Raw genomic sequence first — 19,588 nt, forward strand, 5'->3', positions numbered from 1 at the left:
ATGTTTCAGCCCTTCATCGCGGGCATGCCCTTTGGCCGCGCCAGACGTTTTTGCGCGGCAATTCGGAAGGGCGCATTGGCCGCGCCATAGCCGCCATAGCCCGGCTCGCGCTGCACGATCTCAAAGAACATGCCGCCGGCGAAGCTGCGGGAATAGAGCTGAAAGAAGGGGCTGCCGTTCAACTCGTCATAGAACACATTGGCGGCCTTCAGACGTTCCAAAAGTCCGGGCGCCAGATCGAAACGCGCCGCGAGATCGGCGTAGTAGTTTTCCGACAGGGGCAGGGGATCGAAGCCGCAGGTTTTCAATGCCTCGGCCGTGGCAAAGATGTCGTCGGTCGCAAGCGCGATGTGCTGCACCGAAGCGCCAAAACTTTGCGCCAAGAAATCCCCGGCCAGCGTGCGATGCGTCTCCGCACCGTTGAGCGAAACGCAGAACCCGCGCCCCTCGCTTTCGACCACCTGAGACCGGACCAGACCGTCCGGGTCGATCACGTCGACCATCGGCGATTTGTCCATGTCGAAAAGCGCAGTGTAGAACAGGGTCCAGCTGAGCATATTGTCATAGCTCATGGTCTGGGCGATGTGGTCGATGCGCTTGAGACCGGCGTCGGCGGTCGCCGCCTCGCCGGTGGCCACGAATTCCACGTCCCAAACCCGCGACAGTCCGCTTTCCTCGTCGATGAAATGCAGAACCGATCCCTCAAGCCCGCGAATGGCCGGGATCGACAATTCGCCGGGGCCGATGGGTTGCTCAAAGGGGCTGGCGCCCAAGGCGGTGGCGCGGGCGACGGTGTCCTTGGCCGAGCCGACCTTGAGCCCGATGTCGCAAACACTGAGCCCCCGCGCGTTCCAGACATGGGCGGCGTGGCCGCTGTCTTCGGAGTTGAGCACGATGCGGATGTCGCCCTGTTGCCAGAGGCCGATTTCCTTGTTGCGGTGGTGTGCGGTGTGCACGAAGCCCAGAGAACTCAGCAATGTCGAGAGCTTCTGCGCATCCTCGCCCCGGGCGGCGAATTCGATGAAAGAGATCCCGTCAATGTCCACGCGCGGCGGGATCGGCGGCAGGTCGAGGGCGATGGTCGGCTCGACTGTACGCACGTCATCCATCAGCGAAATCAGTGACCGATAGCCGTCCTGCGCGATGGTCAAGGGATTGCCACCACGGAACTGGTCGTTGAAAATCTCAAGGCTGATCGGTCCGGCATAGCCCGACGCCATGACGGCGCGCATGAAGCCCGTGACATCGAGATCGCCTTCGCCCGGCATGTTGCGGAAGTGGCGCGACCAATAGAGCAGATCCATGTCGATGAGCGGCGCATCGGCCAGTTGGACAAAGAAAATCTTGTCGCCGGGGATGGAGCGGATCGAATTCGGATCGAGCTTTCGCCCCAGCGTGTGGAAACTGTCGACGATCAAGCCGATGTTGTCGTGATCGGCGCGGCGCACGATTTCCCAAGCGTCGCGGTGATCGTTGATGTGCCGCCCCCAGGCGAGCGCTTCATAGCCGACTCGCACGCCATGGGCCTTGGCCACCTCGCCCAGCTCGGCGAAATCATCCGCCGCACGGTCGATGCCGCCAAGGCTTGCCGGGTGACAGGAGGAACAGAACAGGATGAGATCCGTCCCCAATTCGTTCATCACGTCGAATTTGCGTTTCGCGCGGTCAAAGGCCTTGGACCGCAAAGGCTCCGGCAGGCATTCGAAATCGCGAAACGGCTGGAAAAGCGGAATGTCGAGGCCGTGATCGCGCACCATCCGCGCCACCTCGCCCGGGCCGCCGTCATGGGCGATGAAATCCTGTTCGAAAATCTCGATGCCGTCATAGCCCGCCTTGGCGATGGCATCGAGTTTCTCCCGGAAGTTGCCGGAAATCGAGACGGTGGCAATCGAGGTCTTCATCGCGGGGAACTCCTATGGGAAAGGCCTCAGGCCCAAGACGGGCCCGAGGTTGTTTTATCAATAACCGAGCACGGTCGGCAGCCAGGTCACCGTTTGCGGCACGAAGGTGAGGATCAACAGCACCAGCACCTCGACCGCAAAGAACGGCAGGATCGCGCGGGTGAGCTTTGCCATCCCCACCTGCGCCACCCCTTCGGCGACAAACAGACAGAGGCCCAGCGGCGGTGTGATCAGCCCGATCATCAGGTTGAAAATCACGAGGATGCCGAAATGCACCGGGTCGATGCCAAGGCTGACGGCAATCGGATGCAGGATCGGCACGAGGACCAACATGGCCGCGATGCCTTCGAGGAAGAGACCCACGAAGAGGAACAACAGGATCACGGCGAGCAGGAAGGCGGTCTGACCGTCAACGTTCGACAGCACCCAATCGGTGAGCATGTTCGGCACGCGGTTGTAGGTCAAAAGCCAGTTGCCCGCGCCCACGGCGGAGATGATCACAAGGATCACCGCACTGTCGCGCATGGCGGCGGCAAAGATCGTCGGCAGGCGGTCGAGCTTGAGCTTGCGATACACAAACAGACCGAGGAAGAGCGCGTAGGCGACGGCAAAGCTGGCGGCCTCAGTCGGCGTCACGATGCCCAAAAGGATCGAGCCCACCACAAAGACCGGCATCAACAGCGGAAGGATTCCGCCCAAAAGCGCCTGCGCCGGAGGCTGCGTCACCAGATCGCTGGACTGATCGCCGTGGTCGATCTTGACCGTCAGCATCACATAGGCCGAGAGGAACACGGCCAGAAGGATGCCGGGGATCACACCGGCCATGAAAAGCGCGGGCACGGACACGCCGGAGACGATCAGCGCATAGATGATCACCGGGATCGAGGGCGGAATGATCGGCCCGATCACAGAAGAGGCGGCGGTCAGAGCGGCGGCGAAATCGCGTTTGTAGCCGTGTTTCTCCATCTCCGGGATGAACACACGACCAATCGCGGAGGTGTCGGCGACCGCAGAACCGGACAGCCCGGCAAAGATCACCGACGCCCAGATATTGACCAAGGCCAGGCCCGCGCGCATCCGGCCGACGAGGACATTGGCAAAGGCGATGATGCGGCCGGTGATGCCAGACTCGTTCATCATCTCACCCGCCAAAACGAACAGCGGAATGGCAAGAAGCGGGAAAGAGTTCAGGCTTTTGAACATCTCGGTGGCGACAATGCGCATGACATAGGGGTTGTCCTGCGTCGCCATGAAAGAAAACAGCGCGGCGAGGATTGAAAACGCGATCGGCACACCGGCGATCAGCGCAAGGATCAGAACGGCGTAAATCATCGCTGCCCTCCTTTCAAAGCGTCGTAACGCTCAAAAAATTTCCCAAAGGCCGCGAGTGCCAAAAGCACGCCGCCGATGGCCATGGCATATTGCCAGGTGCCGACTTTGCCGATCCAGGTGAGCGCCTCGATGCCGGTCGATTGCGCGAGGCTGTCGGCGGTGGATTTCAGACCCGAGGAGGCCAGATTGCCGCGACGCATCGCGAACATATGCCCGGAGTAGGCCAGACACAGCCCGGAGATCATGGTGACCACATCCACCACGAGATAAAGTTTCTCGCGAGTCCGGCGTTTGATCATATCGACGAGGATCGTAAAGCGGATGTGCTGATCGACGCTATAGGCCCAGGCGACGCCGAACATCACACCGTAAATGGTCAGGTAAATCGGAAGCTCCTCGCCCCAGGGCACGGATTGCCCGACGATGTAGCGGCGCAGCGAGTTCACGAAGATGATCGCAAAGACGAGCGCCATGGACAGGCCGGAGCCAAAGGCGAAAACCCGTCTGAGAATGGCGTTGAAACGGTGCATGGAGCCCCCTCTTTACGGCGTTGGACCGGCACATTTCGCGCCGGTCCGCCGTCAGTTACGTGTCGTGATCCGGATGAGGGATCACTCGTTCGTGGCGGCCACGGCGGCCTGCAGGTTGTCAATCCAGACGGCATCGTCGCCCAGCTCGCCACGGAGATATTCGACCACGGCAGGCTGTGCTTTCTCAGCGAATGCGGCGATTTCGTCGGCGGTCGGGGAGTAGACTTGCATGCCTTCTTCCTGAACCTTCTTGACGCCTTCTGCGGTGTTCCATTGTTGGATCGAACGGCCCATGTTGCCCGCGATGCGCGCGGCTTTTGCGACCACTTCTTGCTCGGAGGCCGAGAGATCGCCAAAGAACGCATCGTCAATCACGATGAAGTCGGCGGCGTAGACGTGGCCGTCGAGCGTCATGTATTGCTGCAGCTTGTGCAGACCGTTGTTGTAGATCACGCCGACCGGGTTTTCCTGACCGTCGACCACACCCGTGGAGAGCGCGTTCGGCAGTTCGGTCCATGCGATCGGGGTCGGCTCGCCGCCCAGACCTTTGACCATCTCAACGTAGAGCGGGATCGGCTGAACGCGGAATTTCAGGCCTTCCATATCCTCGGGGCTGCGGATTTCGCGGGTGCCGTTGGTGAAGTTGCGGAAACCGGTCTCACCGTAAGCCAGCGTGCGCAGGCCGGTTTGCTCGAGGCAGTGCTGGGCGAGGTTGTCGCCGAACTCACCGTCGAGCACGTCCCAAGCCACGGTGGCAGAGGCAAAGGTGTAGGGGATGTCCAGAACGGAGGCCGCCGGGCAGGCTTTCGACATGGCGCCAGAGACGATGGCCATCTGCAGAAGACCCTCTTGGGCCTGACCGATCAGCTCATCTTCGTTGCCAAGCGCGCCGGCCGGGAAGATCTCGACCTCGAGGTCGGTTTCGCCTTCGACGATGTTCTTGAAAATCTGGGCAGCGGCGCCTTTTTTCGAGCCGGTCCATTCGTCCGGGTCGACGTGGGCGATGCGGATGGTTTCCGCGCTGGCCATGGCACCCATGCCGAGCGTGAGCGCCGCGGCGGCGGTGAGGGTTTTCAGTTCAAAACGCATAGTGTTCCTCCCATTTGCGTATCTTCAGTGTCTTGTCGTGTGCGTGTCGTTAGCGCGCCTGTTTTAACTCGCCTGTGCTTGCGGGACCTCGTCAAAGGCATCGAAGCGGGCTTTCATCCGCTCTGGGCTGGCGGGCAGGCCGGTGAACAGTTCAAAGGCGCGAACCGCCTGAAACACCGCCATGCCGGAGCCGGGCAGCACGGCGCAGCCCTTGGCCCGCGCGGCGCGCAGCAATTCGGTTTCCAGCGGGAAATAGACGATGTCGGCGACCCACATTTCGGGGTCAATCAACTCGACCGGGAAAGAGGTGCCAGGCAGTTTTGCCATGCCCACGGGCGTGGCGTTGACGATGCCGTCGGGGCGATCTTCGGTGACCAGCGCTTTGATGTCGGTCACGGCGCGGGTCGTGCAATCCGGGCGGTTGGCGCGGACCTGCGCGGCGAGGCTTTCGGCACGCGCAGGGTCGGTGTCGGTGATCGACAGCAGCTTCACGCCGCAATCCACCAGCGCATGCGCCACGGCCACACCGGCCCCGCCAGCGCCGATCAAAAGCGCATGGTCGCGTTTGGCGTCTGGCAAGCCACGGCGAAAGCTCTCGGCAAAGCCCCAAAGATCGGTGTTGTGCCCGTAGCGCTTGCCGTCCTTCAAAACCACCGTGTTCACGGCGCCCACTGAGCGGGCGTTGTCCGACAGCTCGTCGAGATGCTCGATGACCTCGATTTTATAGGGGTAGGTGACGTTGAACCCGTCGTAGCCCAAGATTTCCGCCTGCTCGATCAGCGCTTTGAGGGAGGTGTTCGCACGTTCTGGCGCGTCCATGTCGAGAATGCGGTAGACGCCGTTGATACCTTGGGCGCGGGCCTCGGCCATGTGCATGGCGGGCGTGCGCGACAAAGCGATGCCGCGACCGATCAGGCCGGTGAGGACAGAGTCCTTGGGGGTCTCTGTTGTGGTTTTGGGTGCGTTTGGCGTGGTCAAGACGCTCCTCCCAAGCGGTATTGACGATTCGTTAGCGTTAGAATGAACCACTCGGTTAATTGCGTCAAGACAATTGAACCCCGCGGTTAAATGTGCAACTTTGGCGGGGCGGAGGAGGCGAGCTATGGTCAGCGAGACAAAAACAGAACCGGCGCAGGCCGGTGCTCGAGGTCGTTCTCAGGGGAGGTCACCGGGTCGGTCTTGGAAGCAAGACCCAGAAACTGTGAAGGCGGACATCCTCAATGCGGCGCGTGCAGAGTTTGCAGCACACGGATTGTCGGGCGCGCGGATCAGCGCCATCGTGGAGCGCACCCAGACCTCGAAACGGATGATTTTCTACTATTTCGGCGACAAGGAGAGCCTCTATCTCGCCGTGCTGGATCAGGCATACCGCGAAGTGCGCGAGGCCGAGGCCAATCTTGACATTCGTCACCTGCCGCCGGATGAGGCGCTCCGGAAAGTGGTGGAATTTACCTTCGATCACCACCGCAACAACCCGGATTTCATCCGCCTCGTGATGATCGAAAACATCCACGACGGAAATCACATGTCCCGTATTCAAACGCTGGCAACGACGAACATCGCGGCGATTGAGCAACTCGATCGGATTTGTCGCCGGGGCATTGAGGCCGGGCTGTTTCGCCCCGATGTGTCGCCTCTGGTGATCCACTGGCAAATCTCGGCGATGAGCTTTTTCAACGTCGCGAACCGGGCGACGTTTTCGATGAACTTCGGCGATGATCTGTTTGCCGAGGACGCGCAACTGATGCTGCGCGAACAGGTTGTGCAGAGCATTTCAAGCTCGGTGTTGCGCCCGGATCGCGTCTAAAACGCGACCCGCGCCCAGACGCAATCGTGATCCGCGAGCGGGCGGTCGTTGGTGTCGAGAGAGGTGAGCACGCCTTTGCTGAGACATCGCATGTCGCGCGCGGCGATCCAGTCGAGCTTCATCACCCGCTCCGGGTGCGGCGTGATCAAGGACGGACGCGTGGTCATGCCCTCGGCCGTGAAGCCCCAGTCGTAACCGCGCGCTTCGCCCAGCTCGAACAGCGTCTCGTCGCGATGGTCGAAGTGGGGCGGGATGTGGTTGCCGGTGTTCAGATCGCCACCGATCAGCACGGGCAGTCCCGGCGCAAACGCGTCGACCGCATCGAGCAGGAGCGCGAATTGCGCATGCCGATGCGCGGGTCCGGCGTTGCTTTCCAAATGGGTGGAGACCACGCAAATCTCACCGGCCTCGGTTGGCAGCACAGCGGCAATCGCCATCCGTCCACCAAGGCGGGGCTGTTCCGGGTCGGCGCCACTTTCCGTGGAAAACCAATGGCCATGATCGTCGAGACGAATGAGCGTCACTTTGGAGAGCGGCGCCTTGGAGAGCACCGCATTGCCGTGCCAACCCAGCGCATTGACATCGTCTTGGCAGAAATGCCGTTCGGTCGGCCCGCCGAGCCCCATTTCGAAGAACTCGACACCATAGGCATAACTCATGCCAAGCGCTGCGGCGACCTCTTCGGTGGTGTGGCGCTGGCCGGTGCGGGCCATGCCGTGATCGACCTCGGAGAGAAGCACCACATCGGGCGCCAGCGGCATAAGATGGGCGGCTGTCTCAGCAGGAAACAAGCAGCGTTCGACATTCCAGGCGGCCACGGTGATGTCAGAGGGCAAAGCCTTTTGCGTTGCCGTGCCGCCGATCTGCACGGCATTCATCGCCAGCACATCCGCCATCATGGCACGATGCGCGTCGGCGGTACGGGGCGCAGCCAAAAGCGTGTTGCGTTGGGCTTCGGTGACCGGGGGCAGGCTGTCGAGGAGCGAGATCATACGCGTTCTTCCTGACGTGCTTGCGCGAGGTTGAAGGCAAAGCCGCCCTCCATGCGCACGCCGGTTTCTGGGTCGAACAGGCAGAGGTTCTGCACCCGGCAGGACAGGCGCAAAGGCCCAAGCGCGACCTGTTCTTCTTTGGCGAGATGTACCGTGAGACGTTGGCCGTCGACCTGGCCGTGCAACAGACGATGCGCGCCCAACTCTTCGATCAACTCGACCTCCATCGCCAGCGGACCGTGGGGGTCGATGATCAAATCCTCGGGCCGCAGGCCCAGTGTCACCGGGCCGCGCATCGACGAGGCCAGCGGCAGTTCCAGCCCGGCAAAACTCAGCCTGCCGTCCTGCATTTCGGCGGCCACGAGGTTCATCGGGGGGGCGCCCATGAAGGAGGCGACGAAGGTCGAGGCCGGGTTGTGGTAGATGTCGGACGGCGTGCCGATCTGTTCGATCCTGCCGCCGTTCAAGACGATGATGCGGTCGGCCATGGTCATGGCCTCGACCTGATCGTGGGTGACGTAGATCGAGGTGACGCCAAGGCGCCGTTGCAGGGCTTTGATCTCGATCCGCATCTGATTGCGGAGTTTCGCGTCGAGATTCGACAGCGGTTCATCGAAGAGGAACAGCGCCGGGTCACGCACGATGGCACGGCCCATGGCAACGCGCTGACGCTGACCGCCGGAAAGCTGCGCCGGTTTGCGGTCGAGGTATTCGGTGAGGTTGAGCATCTTCGCCGCCTCATCGACCTTTTGCACGATCACGTCTTTCGGCGTTTTGCGGTTTTTGAGGCCGTAGGCGATGTTTTTGCGCACCGTCATATGCGGGTAGAGCGCGTAGTTTTGAAACACCATGGCGATGTCGCGATCCGCCGGGTCGAGCGTGTTGACCACGTTCTCGCCGATCGAGAGCGCGCCTTCGGTGATGTCCTCAAGCCCTGCGATCATGCGCAGGAGCGTGGATTTCCCGCAGCCAGACGGCCCGACCAAGACGACGAATTCGCCGTCCTTGATCTGAAAACTTGCGGGGGTGACGGCCTCGACGCCGTTCGGATAGATTTTGCGGACGGAGTCCAAAGTGACCTGAGCCATTGATGTTGTCCTTATTTGTCGGATTCCGTGAGGCCCTTGACGAACCAGCTCTGGAAGAAAATGACGATGGCGACGGGCGGCAGAACGGCGATGATCGCCAGCACATTCGCGCGTCCGTATTCGGGGATTTCATTGCCGCCTTGCAGCACCTGAACGATCTGTTTGATGCCGCGCACGAGGGTGTACATGCCCTCTTCGGTGGTCACCATCGTGGGCCAAAGGTACTGGTTCCAGCCGTAAACGAACATGATGATGAACATCGCGGCGATCATGGTTTGCGAGAGCGGCACGAGGATGTCGATGAAGAATTTCACCGGACCTGCGCCATCAATCCGCGCGGCTTCGACCAGTTCTTCGGGCACGGAGCGGAAGAATTGGCGGAAAAAGAACGTCGCGGTGGCGGAGGCAATGAGCGGTACGATCAGGCCGGTGTAGCTGTTCAACAGGCCGAGTTTCTGCGTGATCTCGTAAGACGGCAGAATGCGGACTTCGAGCGGCAAGAGAAGCGTGGTGAAGATCAGCCAAAAGGCGAATGTCGCGAACCGAAGGCGGAAATAGACGATGGCATAGGCGGCCATCATGCCGATGACGATCTTACCGATGGCAAAGCCGAGGCCGAGGATCAGCGAGTTCTTGAACATCGATAGCCCGGTGTTCTCGCCGGAAAATCCCGAGGCCTCGAACATCGCCTTGCGAAAATTGTCATCGAGCTGGTCGCCGAAGTAGAGGCCGGGGCCGTATTTCATCGTCTCGACGTCGGGCGTCGAGGCGGTTTGCACCAAGATGAGCAAGGGCAGGAACATGATAAGCGCGCCGGTGATGAGCACCGCGTGATCCACCACGGTGGACCAGCGAAAGCGGCGGCGGGGCACGACCGGGGTGGCCGCGGAGAGGGAAATGTCAGCCATTGTCCTGCCTCACGTATAATGAATGCGTTTTTCGATCATGCGGAACTGGAACACGGTCAGCGCCAGCACGAGCACCATCAGCACCACAGATTGCGCCGACGATCCGCCAAGGTCGTTGCCGCGGAAACCATCGATGTAGACCTTGTAAACAAGCGTCATCGGGTTGTTCGCAGGCTCGCCTTTCACCAGCGTGTCGATCACGCCGAAGGTGTCGAAGAGCGCGTAGGTGATGTTGATGATCAGGAGGAAAAATCCGGTGGGGGCCAAGAGCGGGAATGTCACGTCCCAGAACCGGCCAGAGGCGGAACGGTTGTCGATCAGGGCGGCTTCGCGCACGGATTTCGGAATGCTCTGAAGCCCGGAGAGGAAGAAGATGAAATTCACCGGCACCTGTTTCCAGACGGAGACGACGACCATGGCAAAGGCCGTGTCAAAATAATCCGCTCGCAGGTTGAACTCCCAACCGAGGCTGCCGAACAACTCGGTGAGCGGCCCCCAGCGTTGGTTGAACAGCATCAGCCCCATGTAGCCCGCGACCGGCGGCGCCACCGCGTAGACCCACATCAACAGCGTGCGATAGCTCTTCGCGCCCCGGATCACCTTATCCGCCTTGACCGCGAGCAACAGCGCCAGCGCCAGTGAGAAAAACGTCACCAGAACCGTGAAGATCACAGTGAAATTCGTCACCCTGAGATATTCGGCGGACCCGGCCAGTGAGCTGTAGTTTTCCAGCCCGACAAAGGTTTGGCCAAAGCCGAAGGGGTCTTGCAGGTAGAAAGACGATTTTACCGCATAGGCGGCGGGCCAGTAGAAAAAGACGAGGATGATCGAGAGCTGCGGCACCAGAAGAAGGATGGGCAACCAGCGGGAGGCAAAGCCTGCGCGTTTCATGAGGGGACCTTTCGCAAAAGCCTGGCGGCCGCGAGGACGCGGCCGCCAGAGATGTCTTGAAGACCGGAATTAACCTTGGGTCTTGGCGAAACGGGCGAGAAGCTCGTTGCCCTCTTTCTCGATCGTGGCCAGCGCGTCCTCGACGGAGGTCTCACCGGAAAGCACACGGCCCAGTTCACGGTTTTCCACGTCACGGATCTGGACGTAGAATCCCATGCGGTAGCCACGGGTGTTTTCGCCAGCTTGCAGCATCAGCTGTTTCGGGCCGGTTTCAGCAGCCGGGAAACGGTCATAGTGACCATCGGCTTTGGCCAGCTCGTAAGCGGCGGTGGTGACCGGAACATAACCGGTTTCACGGTGCCACATGTACTGAACTTCCGGCGAGGTCAGGTAGCGGAAGAACTCGGCGGTTGCCTTGTTTTCCTCTGCGGATTTGCCAGCCATGGCGAAGAGCGACGCGCCGCCGATGAAGGTCTGGTAGCCCTCTTCAGTGATGGACGCCCAGTAGGGGAGGTAGGAGGAGCCCCACTCGAAGGACATGCCTTTGGTGCTCAGACCACCGAAATCGCCCGAGGAGCCGATGTACATCGCGGCTTTGCCATCTTCGAATTGCGCTTGGTTGTCGTCCCAACCGGTGCCGAAGAAGCCGAAGTAACCTTCGTCGAGCCATTCTTTGACCTTGGTGAAGTGCATTTTCATCTCGTCGGAGTTGACGAGAATCTGGGTGCCTTCTGCGCCGTCATAGCCGTTGGCATTGGTCGCAAACGGAATGTTGTGACGGGAATGAAAGTTCTCGACGAATTCCCACGGCAGGTGCGTCTGCACGAGCGGGATGTAACCGGCCTCTTTGAGGGCAGGCGCGATGGCTTCGAATTCTTCGTAAGTGGTCGGCACGTCGACACCGGCTTCGGCCAGCGCGTCGGCGTTGTAATACATCACCGGCGAGGAGGAGTTGAACGGCATGCCGATCATCTTGCCTTGGTTGTCGGCGTAGAAGTAACGCACGCCCGGGATGTAGTCGTTGATGTCGAAATCGACGCCGTTCTCAGACAGGAGATCCTGCACCGGAACAGTCGCGCCCTGGGCCCCGATCACGGTGGCGGAACCGGCGTCAAACACCTGCATGATGTTCGGCTGTTCGCCCGCACGGAAAGCGGCGATGCCGGAGGTCAGGGTCTCTTCGTAGGAACCTTTGAAGATCGGGGTGATCTTGTAGTCGTCCTGCGAGGCGTTGAAGCCTTCGGCGATTTTGTTGACGGTCTCGCCGAGGTTGCCGCCCATGGCGTGCCACCAGGTGATCTCGGTTTCCGCGAAGGCGGCGGTGCCTGCGAGGGCGAAGGTGGCAGCAGCTGCCGTGAATTTGATCGTGTTCATCACACTGTCTCCGGTTTGGCCCACGCTCTGGGCCTTATGTCGGTTCACGCCGCGGCCCTCGGGGGCTATGGCGTTGCGATCCTTTCTCCCGTGATTGCTTTGGGAGAGACAAAGCGGGCAGGGCAGATCGCCCACGCGCCGGTTTGCATAGAGGTTCGCCTACCCACGCTCTGTGATGGTTCTGTGACGGTTTTTTATCGTTTGGATCAAATTCGCAGACACAAGCTTCCCACGCGGACGGTTTGAAATCGCATTTTATGCAAGCGCTTTGGCAAAATCCCGACCGCATCGAAACTGACCAGAGGGGCAAATTTGTGCCCTTCGTTTCATCACAAGCCCGATTTTTCGCGACACACCTATAGGTTGTGCCTTGGGCGCGGTGCGGCGCGTGTATCTTGGAGAGACCGGATGATCGGTCTGCGGATCATTGCGGGGAGGAGGACGCAGACAAGTCATTTGAAAGCACAGATATGATACAGATTTTGGACCACCACGACCTGATCTCGGGAAAAGACCCGGGTGGATTTTCTGCGCAATTGGGGCGGGCTTGCCGCACCGAAGGCGTGTTTCAACTGAAAGGTCACGGCATCCCGCGCGGGCTTTTGCGCGATGTCATCGCCTCGGCGGAGGAGTTCTTTGCCCTGCCCGAAGAGGACAAAGCCCCGCTCGACATCCGCCATTCCAATTGCAATCGCGGCTGGGCAGGCATGGGGGTCGAACGTCTGGGCGGCCAGGATGGCACGCCTTTGAGCAAGGAAAGTTTCAGCATCGGCTTGGACCTGCGCCCCGACGATCCGCGCGTTTTGGCGGGGGAACCCTTTCGCGGCCCCAATGTCTGGCCCGATTGCGATCAGTTTCGCGACGTGATGCGCGACTATTTCAAGGAAATGCTGGGCCTCGGGCGCAGCCTCATGCGCGCGGTCGAAAGCGATCTCGACCTGCCGAAGGATTTCTTCAAACCGCATTTCTCGGAACCCAACGCCACACTGCGGCTGTCGCATACGCCGGCGGATGGGTGGCACCATGAGGTTCCCTCCGATCAACCGCAATTCGATTACGGTGCACTGACCCTCGTTCTGTCCGACGGGGTGGCGGGGCTACAGGTGCAGAACCGCGCCGGGCGCTGGTACGACATCCCCGATACGCCGGACACGTTGACGGTCTTGGTGGGCGAGGAGTTGATGCGCTGGAGCAATGACCTTTACCGCGCCGCGCCGCATCGGGTCTTGCCGCCGGTGCAGCCAAGGACGTTGGCGGCCTTTTACCTCGATCCCAATCCCGAAAGCGTCATCGCGCCTCTGCCGGGGCTGGGCGCGCCGCAATACCCGCCGGTGCGGGCGGCGGATTATCTGCGGGTGCGGCTGGAACAGACCTATATGCCGCTTGCCTCTGGACAGGGTTGATGAGGCTGGATTAAGCCTCTGGGTATGACAGAGACGACACATCATGAGACCCAGGACACCGGACCGGAAACATGTCACGAGGCATGGGACGAGACCCTCGATGCCATCGGGCTGATCTGTCCCCTGCCGGTGCTCAAGGCGCGCAAACGGCTTTTGGCGATGGCGCCGGGGCAGGTCTTGCGGCTTCTGGCCTCCGATCCTGCCGCCGTGATCGACGTGCCGCATTTCTGTCAGGAGGCGGGGCATCAGTATCTCGCCATGACGGATCACGGCGAGAGCCAAAGTTACCTGATCAAGCGCGGATAAGCCACGCCTCGGCGCGCGCCAGATCGTCGGGCGTGTTGATGTTGAAGAACAACTCCTCGGGATGCTCCGCCTCGAACAGCACCGGCACGGCGCCTTTGCCCTCGGCGAATTGCTGCATCCGGCGTTGATTGCGCTGAAGCGCGACGCGCAGGTCATGGCGCAAGGTCACCGGCCAAAGGCCAAAGGTCGGATGCCAACGCACGTCGCCGTCCTCCTTTGTCACTGCGATGCCAAAGCCCTCGGGCTGAGACACGGTGGCCAGTCGTGCCACCAGATCGGTCGGGAAAAATGGCGTGTCGGTGGCGACCGTGACAATGGCCTCAAAGCCTTTCATCGCCGCCCAATCGAGCCCGGCCAGAACCCCCGCCAAAGGCCCCTGAGCCTGAGGCGAGCCATCGGGCAGGATCGGAAAGCCGAACTCGGAATAGCGTTTCGGGTCGCCATTGGCGCTGATCGCCAGCGTGGCGCATTGTGGGGCAAGCCGGTCGATGGTCCGCTCGATCAACCGCGTGCCGCCCAACTCCACCATGCCCTTGTCGACACCGCCGAGACGGGTGCCTTGCCCGCCCGCGAGGATGACGCCCGGATAGGGGCCAAAGGCCTTGGGATGTTCTGTCATATCCTGTGCTCCCTGTCTGGGCTTCCCTGCGCTCATCCCATTCTGTATGTCCGGGGAGAGGCAAATCAAGGGGCAAAGACATGCTCGGATATGTGATGGCGGAAGGCCGCGGAGTGGTCGACGTGCTGCTGGCGGCTTTGGCAGAGCGGTTGCTGGCCGAAGGGCATCGCGTCACCGGCGCGGTTCAGATCAACACCGACCTGCCGAATGACGTCAAATGCCGGATGGAGTTGCAGCTTTTGCCCTCTGGTGAACGCATCCAAATTTCGCAGAGCCTTGGCGCGCTGTCGAAAGGCTGTCGGTTGAACCCCGAGGGGCTGGAACAGGCGGTTTTTCAGACGGAACAGGGGCTCGACGCCGGGGCCGAGCTGGTTTTGATCAACAAATTCGGCAAGCAAGAGGTCGAAGGTCGCGGCTTTCGCACTCTGATCGGAGAGGCTCTGGCGCGGGGTGTGCCGGTCATCGTCGGTGTGAACGCCAAGAATATCGCGGGCTTTCTGGATTTCGCCGGAGAGTTCGCCGAAGAGCTTGCGCCAGAGGGCGCTGCGCTGCGGGACTGGTGTCTGGAGACTCTTTGATCCGATTAAATATTAGGCAATGATGTCCGGAAATTAGGCGAAGCAGAAGAGGCGCTCTCGCCCACCGACAGGAATCGTTTACTTCCTGCACGGCTTGGCGCGATTTGAAGCCATGAGTGCCGCCCTCTCCATCATCGTCGTCGAAACCGACCGCACCCGCGCACAGCTGATCGTGGACAGTCTGCGCGATGCCGGGGATTTTGACATTTTCATCATCTCCGAAGTCACAGGCCTTGCGCGTCAAATTCAGGCGCGCAATCCAGATGTGGTCCTGATCGACATCGAAAACCCGTCGCGCGATACGATGGAGGAACTGGCGCTGGCCTCCGGCCCGCTGGATCGTCCGGTCGCAATGTTCGTGGATCGCTCGGACGTTGGCCTGTCCTCGGCGGCCATCGAGGCGGGCGTGTCGGCCTATATCGTCGACGGGCTGCAATCCCAGCGCGTCAAGCCAATCATGGACGCCGCCATCGCCCGGTTTCGCATGTTCCAACGCATGCGCACGGAACTGGCGGAGACCAAAAAAGCGCTCGAAGAACGCAAGGTGATCGACCGCGCCAAGGGCATGTTGATGCGCGCCAAAGGCATCGGCGAAGATGAGGCCTATGCGCTTTTGCGCAAAACCGCGATGGATCAGGGCAAGCGCGTCGCCGATGTGGCACAGGCTTTGGTGACGGCGGCGGGGCTTTTGTCATGAGACCCACCACGCTGTCTGTTGGCTATATTCCCCTGATTGATGCCGCGCCTTTGATCGTGGCGCAGGAAATGGGTTTTGCCGCCGAAGAAGGCCTGTCGCTCGATCTGAGACCCGCGCCGTCCTGGTCGTCGGTGCGCGATATGCTGGCCTTTGGGCGCGTCGATGCCGCGCATATGTTGTCGCCGGTGCCTGTCGCCACGGCCTTGGGGCTGGGCGGATCGGGGGTGCAATTTGCGGCACTTTCCGTCTTGTCGATGAATGGCAACGTGATCGGCGTGTCGAATGATCTGGCCGCGCGGTTGCGCGATGTGGGCCATGGCTTCGGATTTGATGATGCCGAAAAAGCCGGGCGCGATTTGATCAAGGCGGCGAATGGCCGGCTCAGGATTGGCGTGCCCTTTCCGTTTTCGATGCATGCCGAGCTTTTGTATTACTGGCTTTCCGCGCTGGGCCTGCCCGCGCCGCAATCCGTCGACATCCGCACCGTGCCGCCGCCCCTGATGGGCGCCGCGATTGAAGCGGGGGAGATTGATGCGTTTTGTGTCGGCGAGCCTTGGGGCTCTCAGGCGGTGGAACATGGCGGGGGCGAGTTACTACTGCCGGGCTGCGCGATCTGGTCGGCAGCGCCGGAAAAAGTGCTGGCCGTGCGCTCTGACTGGGCCGAGCAGGAACAGGCCTTGATGGGGCGGCTGATCCGGGCGGTCTGGCGCGCGGCGCGGTGGCTGGGCACCTCGGACAGCCCGATGTTGGCCTCTGAACTGCTGAGCCGTCCCGAATATCTCGACCTGCCGTCTGAGATGCTGGAACGCGCTTTGACCGGGAATTTGGTGATCTCTGCGCAAGGGGACGTGCGCCGGGTCGCGGGCTTTGTCGATTTCTACCAAGGCGCCGCGAGTTTTCCGTGGCGCTCTCAGGCGGAGTGGATCGGCACGCAATTGGCGGCGCGCATGGGGCTTGATCGCGCGGCCGCACAGCGCGCGGCGCATGGGGTGTTCCGCTCCGATCTTTACCGTCAGGCGCTTGAGACGACCTCTGCCGATTTGCCCGGCGCGTCATCGAAACAAGAGGGCGGATTGAGCGTGCCAACGGCGGTTGCGTCGAAGGTCGGGCAGCTGATTCTTGAGAAGAACCAGTTTTTCGACGGACGCGTTTTTGATCCTTTTGTGAAATGATGCGCAAAATTTAGGCTGATCTGTGCGCCTGCGGCATGAATCTCAGGGAAGGCACTGAAATCACCTTTGCCAACGCAGCATTTCGTCGGGAATATAAATTTATCGCAAGGCAACGATGCCGCGACACGGAACATTTTCCCGAAGATCGGGAAGTCTGCATATGCCTCGGCGAACGGGGCAACAGAGCAAAGCCGCTCGATACACCGCCCTTCTCCTCCCTGGCGGTCTATCGGCGGCTTTTTTGTTTTTTCTCCTCAACAGGGAACAACAGGGACATACAGATGAAGAACCTTCTCCTCGGCCTCGCAGCCACGACCGCACTCGCCACGGGTGCCTGGGCAGAAATGCTCGATCTGGAAAAAGACGAACTGACCTTTGGCTTTATCAAACTGACCGACATGGCGCCGCTCGCGGTCGCTTATGAACAGGGCTTTTTCGATGACGAAGGCCTCTTTGTGACGCTCGAAGCGCAGGCCAACTGGAAGGTCCTGCTTGATGGTGTGATCGACGGCACGCTGGACGGCGCGCATATGCTGGCTGGTCAGCCGCTGGCCGCGACCATCGGGTTCGGCACCGAGGCGCATATCATCACGCCGTTTTCCATGGACCTGAACGGCAACGGCATCACCGTGTCGAATGAGGTTTGGGAAGAGATGAAGCCGAACATCCCGGTGGGGGATGACGGCAAACCGGTTCACCCGATTTCCGCCGAAGCTCTCGCGCCGGTGGTCGAGAAATACAAATCCGAAGGCAAGCCCTTTAACATGGGCATGGTGTTCCCGGTGTCCACCCACAACTACGAGCTGCGCTACTGGCTGGCCGCGGGTGGTCTGCATCCGGGCTACTACTCGACGGAGAACATCACCGGCCAGATCGGCGCCGACGTGTTCCTCTCCGTGACGCCCCCGCCGCAGATGCCCGCCACCTTGGAGGCAGGCACCATCTACGGCTACTGCGTCGGTGAGCCGTGGAACCAGCAGGCCGTCGCCAAGGGCATCGGTGTGCCGGTGATCACCGATTATGAGCTTTGGAAGAACAACCCGGAGAAGGTCTTTGGCATCACCGCAGAGTTTGCCGAAGAATATCCGAACACCACGCTTGCCGTGACCAAGGCGCTCATTCGTGCCGCCATGTGGCTCGACGAGAACGACAACGCCAACCGCGAAGAGGCCGTGGAAATCCTGTCGCGTCCCGATTACGTCGGCGCCGACCAGGAGGTGATTGCCGCCTCCATGACCGGCACCTTCGAATATGAACCGGGCGATGTGCGTGAGGTTCCGGATTTCAACGTGTTCTTCCGCTACAACGCGACTTATCCGTTCTACTCCGATGCCGTGTGGTATCTGACCCAGATGCGTCGTTGGGGCCAGATTTCCGAGGCCAAGCCGGACAGCTGGTACGATGAGGTCGCGAAATCCGTCTACAAGCCGGAGATCTACCTCGAAGCCGCGCGTCTTCTGGTCGACGAAGGCCTGGCGAACGAGGCCGATTTCCCCTGGGACAGCGACGGTTACAAGGCGCCGACGCCCTCCGCCGACATCATCGACGGCATCGCCTATGACGGCAAAGCGCCGAACGCCTACCTCGACAGCCTGCCGATTGGCCTGAAAGGCGAGCAGACGGTCGTTGGGACCGAAGTTAAGGGGTGAGGTGCGCCCGGAAATCGCTCCTGTGGAGCGATTTCAGTACCAGGCGGAGCCCCGGTGCAAATCAATTTCCCTGAGGGGCGCGCCGCTTCCTGAGCGCGCCCCGATCTCTCCAAATCAAACTCTCTTGTCTCTCGTGAGGACGCCGCAATGACTGCTATCGACCCAAGTGACGAACGGGCGCTCGACGCCGAGGCCACAGCGAAAGCGCGTGCGGCCCGCCGCGCAAAACTTTTCACCCGGATCAACAAGGCCGACGCCTGGTTTCAGGTTCTGGGCCTGTCGTGGATGACGCCCGTCCTGAAAGCGCTCGCGGGCGACAACCCGAAGGCGCAGGGCAAGGAGATTTGGAAACTCCTCGGCGTGCCGGTTCTGGCCATCGTCGGGTTCCTGATGCTCTGGGGCACATTGGCGCCGAAGGTGCAGACCTCTCTGGGTGCGATCCCGGGGCCTGCCGCCGTGTGGGGCGAGGCGGTGAATCTGCATCAGGACGCGCTTGCCAAGTCGGAGAAAAAGGCCGCCTTCCTTGAGCGCGTCGAGGCCCGCAACGAACGTTTCATCGCCAATGGTCAGCCCGAGAAGGTCAAGGACATCCCTTACACCGGCTCGCCGTCCTACTATGAACAAATCTGGACCTCGATCAAAACCGTGTTCTTCGGCTTTCTGATCGGGTCGGCCATTGCCATTCCTCTGGGCATCCTCGCTGGTCTGTCACCCTATGCCAACGCCGCGATCAACCCGTTGGTGCAGATCTTCAAACCGGTGTCGCCGCTGGCGTGGTTGCCGATTGTGACCATGGTGGTCTCCGCGCTCTACACCACGAATGACGGGCTTTTTGCCAAGTCCTTCCTCGTGTCCGCGATCACCGTGACGCTTTGTTCCTTGTGGCCGACCTTGATCAACACCTCGCTCGGTGTGGCCTCTATCGACAAGGACCTCGTCTCCGTCTCCAAAGTGCTGAAAATGGGCACTTGGCAGAAGATTACCAAACTTGTCCTGCCCTCCGCCCTGCCGCTGATCTTCACCGGCTTGCGTCTCTCGCTCGGTGTGGGCTGGATGGTGCTGATCGCCGCTGAGATGCTGGCGCAGAACCCGGGGCTTGGCAAATTTGTCTGGGACGAGTTCCAGAACGGCTCCTCGCAATCACTCGCGAAAATCATCGTCGCAGTGCTCACCATCGGCATCATCGGCTTCCTCTTGGACCGAGTGATGTTCGCGCTGCAATCCCTCTTCACCTTCTCGAACAATCGGTGAT

Annotated in this window: 19 protein-coding genes; 8 read left to right on the top strand and 11 right to left on the bottom strand. The window is 60.9% G+C overall.

Annotated features, from left to right (window positions below):
• Nucleotides 1-5 precede the first annotated feature (5 nt).
• The 5 genes from ACN0X0_RS14755 to ACN0X0_RS14775 all read right to left on the bottom strand — a co-directional run bounded on the left by ACN0X0_RS14755 (nt 6) and on the right by ACN0X0_RS14775 (nt 5,830).
• Nucleotides 6-1,901 carry a bifunctional sugar phosphate isomerase/epimerase/4-hydroxyphenylpyruvate dioxygenase family protein gene (locus tag ACN0X0_RS14755; RefSeq protein ID WP_417279767.1) on the bottom strand — a complete coding sequence of 632 codons (1,896 nt, stop codon included), beginning with the start codon at nt 1,899-1,901 and terminating at the stop codon, nt 6-8.
• Nucleotides 1,902-1,958: 57 nt separating this feature from the next.
• Complete coding sequence (locus ACN0X0_RS14760) at nt 1,959-3,233, bottom strand: TRAP transporter large permease (protein ID WP_417279768.1); 1,275 nt, start codon at nt 3,231-3,233, stop codon at nt 1,959-1,961.
• A complete protein-coding gene (locus ACN0X0_RS14765) occupies nt 3,230-3,763 on the bottom strand; it encodes a TRAP transporter small permease (protein WP_417279769.1) in 534 nt (177 codons plus the stop codon). Before ACN0X0_RS14765 ends, ACN0X0_RS14760 begins: the two co-directional genes overlap by 4 nt.
• A gap of 81 nt (nt 3,764-3,844) precedes the next feature.
• Nucleotides 3,845-4,852, bottom strand: a complete 1,008-nt coding sequence (dctP, locus tag ACN0X0_RS14770; protein WP_417279770.1) for a TRAP transporter substrate-binding protein DctP — start codon at nt 4,850-4,852, stop codon at nt 3,845-3,847.
• Nucleotides 4,853-4,915: 63 nt separating this feature from the next.
• The gene (locus ACN0X0_RS14775; RefSeq protein WP_417279771.1) at nt 4,916-5,830 is read right to left on the bottom strand and encodes a shikimate dehydrogenase; all 915 of its coding nucleotides are present in this window, start codon (nt 5,828-5,830) and stop codon (nt 4,916-4,918) included.
• A 223-nt stretch (nt 5,831-6,053) separates the two neighbouring features.
• Here ACN0X0_RS14775 and ACN0X0_RS14780 point away from each other — a divergent pair, with 223 nt between their 5' ends.
• Nucleotides 6,054-6,659, top strand: a complete 606-nt coding sequence (locus ACN0X0_RS14780) for a TetR/AcrR family transcriptional regulator (protein WP_417262937.1) — start codon at nt 6,054-6,056, stop codon at nt 6,657-6,659.
• Here the strand turns inward: ACN0X0_RS14780 and ACN0X0_RS14785 are convergent.
• From ACN0X0_RS14785 to ACN0X0_RS14805, 5 genes are all read right to left on the bottom strand, one after another.
• Nucleotides 6,656-7,651, bottom strand: a complete 996-nt coding sequence (locus ACN0X0_RS14785; protein WP_417279772.1) for an endonuclease/exonuclease/phosphatase family protein — start codon at nt 7,649-7,651, stop codon at nt 6,656-6,658. The two genes, ACN0X0_RS14780 and ACN0X0_RS14785, sit on opposite strands and share 4 nt — an antisense overlap.
• Nucleotides 7,648-8,739, bottom strand: a complete 1,092-nt coding sequence (locus tag ACN0X0_RS14790) for an ABC transporter ATP-binding protein (RefSeq protein ID WP_417279773.1) — start codon at nt 8,737-8,739, stop codon at nt 7,648-7,650. The genes ACN0X0_RS14785 and ACN0X0_RS14790 overlap by 4 nt, the downstream gene beginning before the upstream one ends.
• A gap of 11 nt (nt 8,740-8,750) precedes the next feature.
• Nucleotides 8,751-9,647, bottom strand: a complete 897-nt coding sequence (locus tag ACN0X0_RS14795) for an ABC transporter permease subunit (RefSeq protein WP_417279774.1) — start codon at nt 9,645-9,647, stop codon at nt 8,751-8,753.
• Between the two features lie 9 nt (nt 9,648-9,656).
• Nucleotides 9,657-10,538, bottom strand: a complete 882-nt coding sequence (locus ACN0X0_RS14800; protein ID WP_417279775.1) for an ABC transporter permease subunit — start codon at nt 10,536-10,538, stop codon at nt 9,657-9,659.
• Nucleotides 10,539-10,607: 69 nt separating this feature from the next.
• Entirely contained in the window at nt 10,608-11,912 is a 1,305-nt protein-coding gene (locus tag ACN0X0_RS14805; protein ID WP_417279776.1) for an extracellular solute-binding protein, read from the bottom strand.
• 470 nt (nt 11,913-12,382) lie between these two features.
• Here ACN0X0_RS14805 and ACN0X0_RS14810 point away from each other — a divergent pair, with 470 nt between their 5' ends.
• Both ACN0X0_RS14810 and ACN0X0_RS14815 read left to right on the top strand, forming a co-directional pair.
• Nucleotides 12,383-13,315 (top strand): isopenicillin N synthase family dioxygenase, encoded by a 933-nt coding sequence (locus tag ACN0X0_RS14810; protein WP_417279777.1) that lies wholly within the window; start codon nt 12,383-12,385, stop codon nt 13,313-13,315.
• A 24-nt stretch (nt 13,316-13,339) separates the two neighbouring features.
• Nucleotides 13,340-13,621 (top strand): sulfurtransferase TusA family protein, encoded by a 282-nt coding sequence (locus ACN0X0_RS14815; protein ID WP_417279778.1) that lies wholly within the window; start codon nt 13,340-13,342, stop codon nt 13,619-13,621.
• Here the strand turns inward: ACN0X0_RS14815 and mobA are convergent.
• Nucleotides 13,608-14,240: a molybdenum cofactor guanylyltransferase MobA gene (mobA, locus tag ACN0X0_RS14820; protein WP_417279779.1), complete on the bottom strand. Its 633-nt coding sequence runs from the start codon at nt 14,238-14,240 to the stop codon at nt 13,608-13,610. The genes ACN0X0_RS14815 and mobA overlap by 14 nt on opposite strands.
• Nucleotides 14,241-14,320: 80 nt before the next feature.
• Here mobA and ACN0X0_RS14825 point away from each other — a divergent pair, with 80 nt between their 5' ends.
• From ACN0X0_RS14825 to ACN0X0_RS14845, 5 genes are all read left to right on the top strand, one after another.
• Nucleotides 14,321-14,818: a DUF2478 domain-containing protein gene (locus tag ACN0X0_RS14825; RefSeq protein ID WP_417279780.1), complete on the top strand. Its 498-nt coding sequence runs from the start codon at nt 14,321-14,323 to the stop codon at nt 14,816-14,818.
• 112 nt (nt 14,819-14,930) lie between these two features.
• A complete protein-coding gene (locus tag ACN0X0_RS14830) occupies nt 14,931-15,515 on the top strand; it encodes an ANTAR domain-containing response regulator (protein ID WP_417262947.1) in 585 nt (194 codons plus the stop codon).
• The gene (locus ACN0X0_RS14835; RefSeq protein ID WP_417279781.1) at nt 15,512-16,687 is read left to right on the top strand and encodes a CmpA/NrtA family ABC transporter substrate-binding protein; all 1,176 of its coding nucleotides are present in this window, start codon (nt 15,512-15,514) and stop codon (nt 16,685-16,687) included. The genes ACN0X0_RS14830 and ACN0X0_RS14835 overlap by 4 nt, the downstream gene beginning before the upstream one ends.
• Nucleotides 16,688-16,968: 281 nt before the next feature.
• Entirely contained in the window at nt 16,969-18,336 is a 1,368-nt protein-coding gene (locus ACN0X0_RS14840) for a CmpA/NrtA family ABC transporter substrate-binding protein (RefSeq protein WP_417279782.1), read from the top strand.
• 147 nt (nt 18,337-18,483) lie between these two features.
• Entirely contained in the window at nt 18,484-19,587 is a 1,104-nt protein-coding gene (locus ACN0X0_RS14845; protein ID WP_417279783.1) for an ABC transporter permease, read from the top strand.
• The last annotated feature ends 1 nt before the right edge of the window (nt 19,588 follow it).

This window comes from Celeribacter sp. (assembly GCF_048270365.1).
Classification (GTDB): domain Bacteria; phylum Pseudomonadota; class Alphaproteobacteria; order Rhodobacterales; family Rhodobacteraceae; genus Celeribacter.